The 4,358-nt window shown below is 68.7% G+C and carries 6 protein-coding genes; 2 read left to right on the top strand and 4 right to left on the bottom strand.

Going from position 1 to position 4,358, the window contains the following annotated elements:
• Positions 1 to 269 (top strand): hypothetical protein (locus RTU05_RS17135; RefSeq protein WP_312599523.1); only part of this gene is annotated, 269 nt, incomplete at its 5' end.
• Positions 266 to 1,381, top strand: a complete 1,116-nt coding sequence (locus RTU05_RS17130) for a DUF2336 domain-containing protein (protein ID WP_312599522.1) — start codon at positions 266 to 268, stop codon at positions 1,379 to 1,381. The genes RTU05_RS17135 and RTU05_RS17130, both read left to right, overlap by 4 nt.
• A gap of 232 nt (positions 1,382 to 1,613) precedes the next feature.
• Here the strand turns inward: RTU05_RS17130 and RTU05_RS17125 are convergent, their stop codons facing one another.
• The 4 genes from RTU05_RS17125 to RTU05_RS17110 all read right to left on the bottom strand — a co-directional run.
• Positions 1,614 to 2,042, bottom strand: a complete 429-nt coding sequence (locus RTU05_RS17125) for a MucR family transcriptional regulator (RefSeq protein WP_312599521.1) — start codon at positions 2,040 to 2,042, stop codon at positions 1,614 to 1,616.
• A gap of 151 nt (positions 2,043 to 2,193) precedes the next feature.
• Positions 2,194 to 3,414 carry a DUF2336 domain-containing protein gene (locus RTU05_RS17120; RefSeq protein ID WP_312599520.1) on the bottom strand — a complete coding sequence of 407 codons (1,221 nt, stop codon included), beginning with the start codon at positions 3,412 to 3,414 and terminating at the stop codon, positions 2,194 to 2,196.
• Positions 3,415 to 3,456: 42 nt separating this feature from the next.
• Positions 3,457 to 3,705, bottom strand: a complete 249-nt coding sequence (locus RTU05_RS17115; protein ID WP_312599519.1) for a zinc ribbon domain-containing protein — start codon at positions 3,703 to 3,705, stop codon at positions 3,457 to 3,459.
• 2 nt (positions 3,706 to 3,707) lie between these two features.
• A partial coding sequence (locus RTU05_RS17110; protein WP_312599518.1) for an OmpA family protein occupies positions 3,708 to 4,358 on the bottom strand: 651 nt, incomplete at its 5' end.

Below are 4,358 nucleotides of genomic sequence, written 5' to 3'. Positions count from 1 at the left end.
GCGCGGCCGTCGCCGGCGCGCAGCAGGCGGCCCAGCTGCCGCCCGGCGAACAGACCGCCCGCTACTATTCGGTCCACCGTCAGGCCGGGCGTAACCCCGACACCATCGTCACGCCCCAGCCGACCTATCTGGACGCCCTGCCCGTGCAGATGACCCAGACGCCCAAGTCCGACGATCTGGCCCAGCCCGACGGTCCGCCCGCCCTGATCCGCAACGCCAACGGCTCGCTGCGCGCCGTGCCCCAGACCCAGGCCGACGATCTTCCATGAGCGACACGTCCACGGTCGACACAGCCGTCGTCTCGGCGTCGCGCCTGCCCGACCTGATCGCCCTGGCCGGCGAGGAATCCAGCGACAAGCGCCGCCTACTGCTGCGCGAACTGACCAACCACTTCTTCGGCGCCCCCGACCACAGCCCCAGCGAGACCGCCCTGTATGGCGCGGTTCTGGCCAAGCTGTCCGCCGAGATGGAGCAGGCCGTGCGCGTCGAGCTGGCCGCCCGTTTCGCCCCCGCCGCCAATGCGCCGCACAGCCTGATCCGGCGCCTGGCCGACGACGAGCTGGAGGTGGCCGAGCCGCTCCTGCGCGCCTCTGCGGTCCTGACCGACGACGACCTGATGCAGGTGGCGCGTCGGCGCGGCCAGGGCCATCTGCGCGCCGTGTCCGGCCGCGCCGTGGTGTCCGAGGCGGTGTCGGACATCATCGTCGAACGCGGCGACGACGACACCCTGGGCGCCCTGTTGCGCAACGACGGCGCCCGGCTGTCGCGCGCGGCGTCCGAGACGGCCGTCGAACGGGCCAAGGCCAATCCGGCCCTGCACGCCGCCACGGTCGAGCGCCAGAGCCTGCCGGTCGATCTGTTGAACGAGATGTATTTCGTCGTCGAGGCCCGGCTGCGTCACCGGATCCTGGAGCAGAACGCGCGGATGGACCCCGAACTGCTGGAGGCGGCGCTGGCCGCCGGCCGCACCCGGGTCGCCACCGACGACGGCGCCCTGCCGGCCGACTACGCCGAGAACCTGGACTATGTGAACGAGCTGCACGCGGCGGGCCAGCTGACGCCCCAGGTGCTGATCCGCTTCCTGCGCTCGAACGGCCGCACGCCCTTCCTGATCGCCCTGTCCAAGCTGGCGGACATCGACTTCCACACCGCGCGCGGCATCGTCGAGCGCAAGGATCTGGACGCCCTGTCGGTGGTCTGCAAGGCGGCCGACATGGACCGCGCCGTCTATCTGACCTACGCCGTCGCCGTCCTGGGGTCCGAGGACAATCCGATGGGCAAGGCCGCCGCCTATGGCCGGATGTACGGCGAACTGACCCGCGACGCGGCGATGCGGACCCTGCGCTTCTGGCGGATGCGGCGCACCGCGCAGGCGGCGTGACGCCTTCGTCTCCTCCCCACGCTGTGGGGAGGGGGACCGCGCGAAGCGTGGTGGAGGGGCTGCTGAAGTCCCACAGGCGCCTTCGATGAGTCTAAGAGCCCCTCCGTCACGGCGCGAAGACGCGCCGCGCCACCTCCCCGCTTCGCAGGGAGGAGACATCGGTATCAGCCCTCAAAGCAAAAGCGCCCGCCTCCTTTCGGAAGCGGGCGTCTCTATACCGGAACGATCCGGCTTATTTCTTGACGCGCGGCGTGCGGGCCGGCTTGCGGCCGCCCTGCCCCAGGCCCATCGACTTGGCCAGTTCAGAACGCGCCTTGGCGTAGTTCGGGGCGACCATGGGATAGTCTTTCGGCAGACCCCATTTGGCGCGGTATTCTTCGGGGCTCATGTCGTATTTGGTGCGCAGGTGGCGCTTCAGCGACTTGAACTTGCGGCCGTCTTCCAGGCAGATCAGGAAGTCGGGCGCGATCGACTTGCGGATCGGCACCGCCGGTTCCTTGGGTTCCGGCTCGGCCTCGACCGAACCATTGGAAACGCCCGACAGGGCGGCGTGGATACTGGCGATAAGCGACGGCAGGGTCTCGGCCGAGACTGTATTATTGCCCACATAGGCGGACACGATGTCTGCGGTCATCTCAAGCAGTTCGGGCTTATCTTCCATTCGCGTCTTCGCTTTCCTGATCTATTGCGTTCGACCGAACGTCCAGCCGAAACATCCTGCGTCGGGTAATAGAGTTATTCGGGTTCGAAAGCAAATCCGTACGTCATGACCGATCTATGCACGTTACTGCATATATCTGTAGTGGTGAAGCTCAGCGGCCGAAGTCTTCGGCCAGGACCATCATGGCCGCGCGTTCGGGCGCAGAATATTCGTCGACCACATCGTCCTCGCCGTCGCGTATGGCGCGCAACAGACTGGGCGTCAGGGCCGATGACAGAGACCAGTTCCAGTAACGCAGCACTGTCTGCGCCCGGTCCACGGCCAGCATTTCATAGGTGATCTGCACCCGCTCCCAATCGGGATGGACATGACCGTCGGCCGTCGTCTCGGGCCGCCGCATCGAACGCCACAGACAGGTCAGGTCGGCGCGCGACATCCCCGTGGCCTTGCACAATATGGCCAGCGGCTCGCCGCCCGGATCGCCCAGCAGCTTGGCGCCCGTCAGCGGCTTGACCCCCGACAGGAAGGCGATCTCAGAGGCCGTCTCGCGCGTCAGACCGTCGCGCCCGGCGATCATCACCGCCTGCTCCAGGCTGTCGAACGGGCTCTTGGCGATGGCGCCCCGATTGCGCTGGCGCCGTTCGATGAACTGCAGGGCCTTGCGCGCGACGGGGTCGGACCAGTCCTCGGCCGCCGCCATGCCGAACACGTCCTCGGACGCCTCCTGCATCACCTCGCGCGACACGGCGAACCGTTGCAGGATGGTGCGGCGGTCGTCCGGCCCGCACCACCAGAACATGACATAGGCGCCCGACGGCCTCAGTTCGGGGCGTTTCAGCAAAAGACCGCACAGGTTCGGCGCCTGTCGGCTCAGGCCCACCACCGCCTCGATCCCCACCTGCGACAGGCGGGCCGTCGGGTTGCGCAGCACCGCCTCCATCACCGCCATCTCGCCGAAGGAGAACAGGGTCTCGGTCACGATCTCGGACAGACCGCGCCGGGCCGCGATCATCAGACGATGGTCGATGCCGGCGTCGCGCGCGCAGCCGACGATGTCGGCGTCGCTCAGGGAGGCGCATTGTTCGATCAGAAGGCCGGCGATCTCCACCTCGTCGCGCAGCAGGATGCGCGCCAGGCTGTTGGGCAGTTCGGCCAGGGGCGCCAGGCGGGCGGCGACGCGCCGACGCTCCTCGCGCGACGCCAGGCGCAGCATCTCTACCAGCAGATCGCCCGTCACCGCGCGCTCGAAGGCGTTGATCCGGCTGGCGGGCAGCGACACCACATCGGCCAGACGCTTCAGCAGCGCCCGGCGCGCCCGCAGCGGCGCATCCGCCTCCGGCTCCTGCCCGATCCTGGCTGTCAGTTCGCCCATTCGCCCAATCTAGACGCGAGCGGTTAACCGGGCGTGAGGGCCTCAGCTCTTGTTGACCACCACCACGATGGCCAGGATGACGAACAGGATCAACGCCAGGATGCGCGCGATCCACGGCGCGGCAACGAAGACGCCCAGAACGGTGAAGCCGCTTTTCACCGCCTCGGGCCGGGTCAGGGCCTGTTTGAACGTGCCGCCTTGCTCGCCCGCGATCGGATGGCCGCAGTTGGGACAGGCGACGGCGGCCTCTGACACCTGACGCCCGCAGGCGGGACAGGGGATCAAGGCCATGGTCAGCCCCCCGTCTGCGGGGTGATGCGGATTTCGACGCGCCGGTTCTTCTGCCGGCCCGCCGGGTCGTCGGCGCCGTCCGGCCTGACGTTGGGCGCCACGGGACGACGCTCGCCGAAGCCCTCGGCCTTCAGCGGCCGCCCTGCCGGGCCTTGCAGCCGATCCGCCACCGCCCGCGCCCGTCTCAGCGACAGGCCCTCGTTATAGGCGTCGTCGCCCTTGGCGTCGGTATGGCCGCCGATGCTGACCTGGGCGCGCGGATAGCTTTTCAGCAGTTCCGCCGCCCGCGCCAGGGCCGGCTCGGCGTCGGGCCGGATCGTGGCCTTGTCGAAGTCGAACAGGACGTCGGCGGGCAGGTCGATCACGATGACGCCGTCGCTGCGCCGCGCATTCAGTTCGCTCAGCAGGGTGCGGGTCGTCTCCACCCGTTCGGGCGCCACCTCGGACGAGACGAAGACGCTCTGCAACTCGCTGTCCGGCCCGGCCTTCTCGAAGGTGGAGCGCGGGGTCTCGGCCTTTTCGAAGGTGGACTTCATGCCGATGGCGCTGCCGCTCATCAACCGCACGGTCAGGGCCGAGGCCGCGCAGGGCGTCAGGCCGGCGGCCAGCAGGGCGGCCGCCTGGTCGATGGTCGGTGGGGTCATGTTCGCCTC

The organism is Brevundimonas sp. (assembly GCF_032017145.1).
Taxonomy (GTDB): Bacteria; Pseudomonadota; Alphaproteobacteria; order Caulobacterales; family Caulobacteraceae; genus Brevundimonas.
The sequence above is the reverse complement of the archived record's forward strand: the minus strand, read 5'-3'. Positions and strand labels throughout refer to the sequence as shown.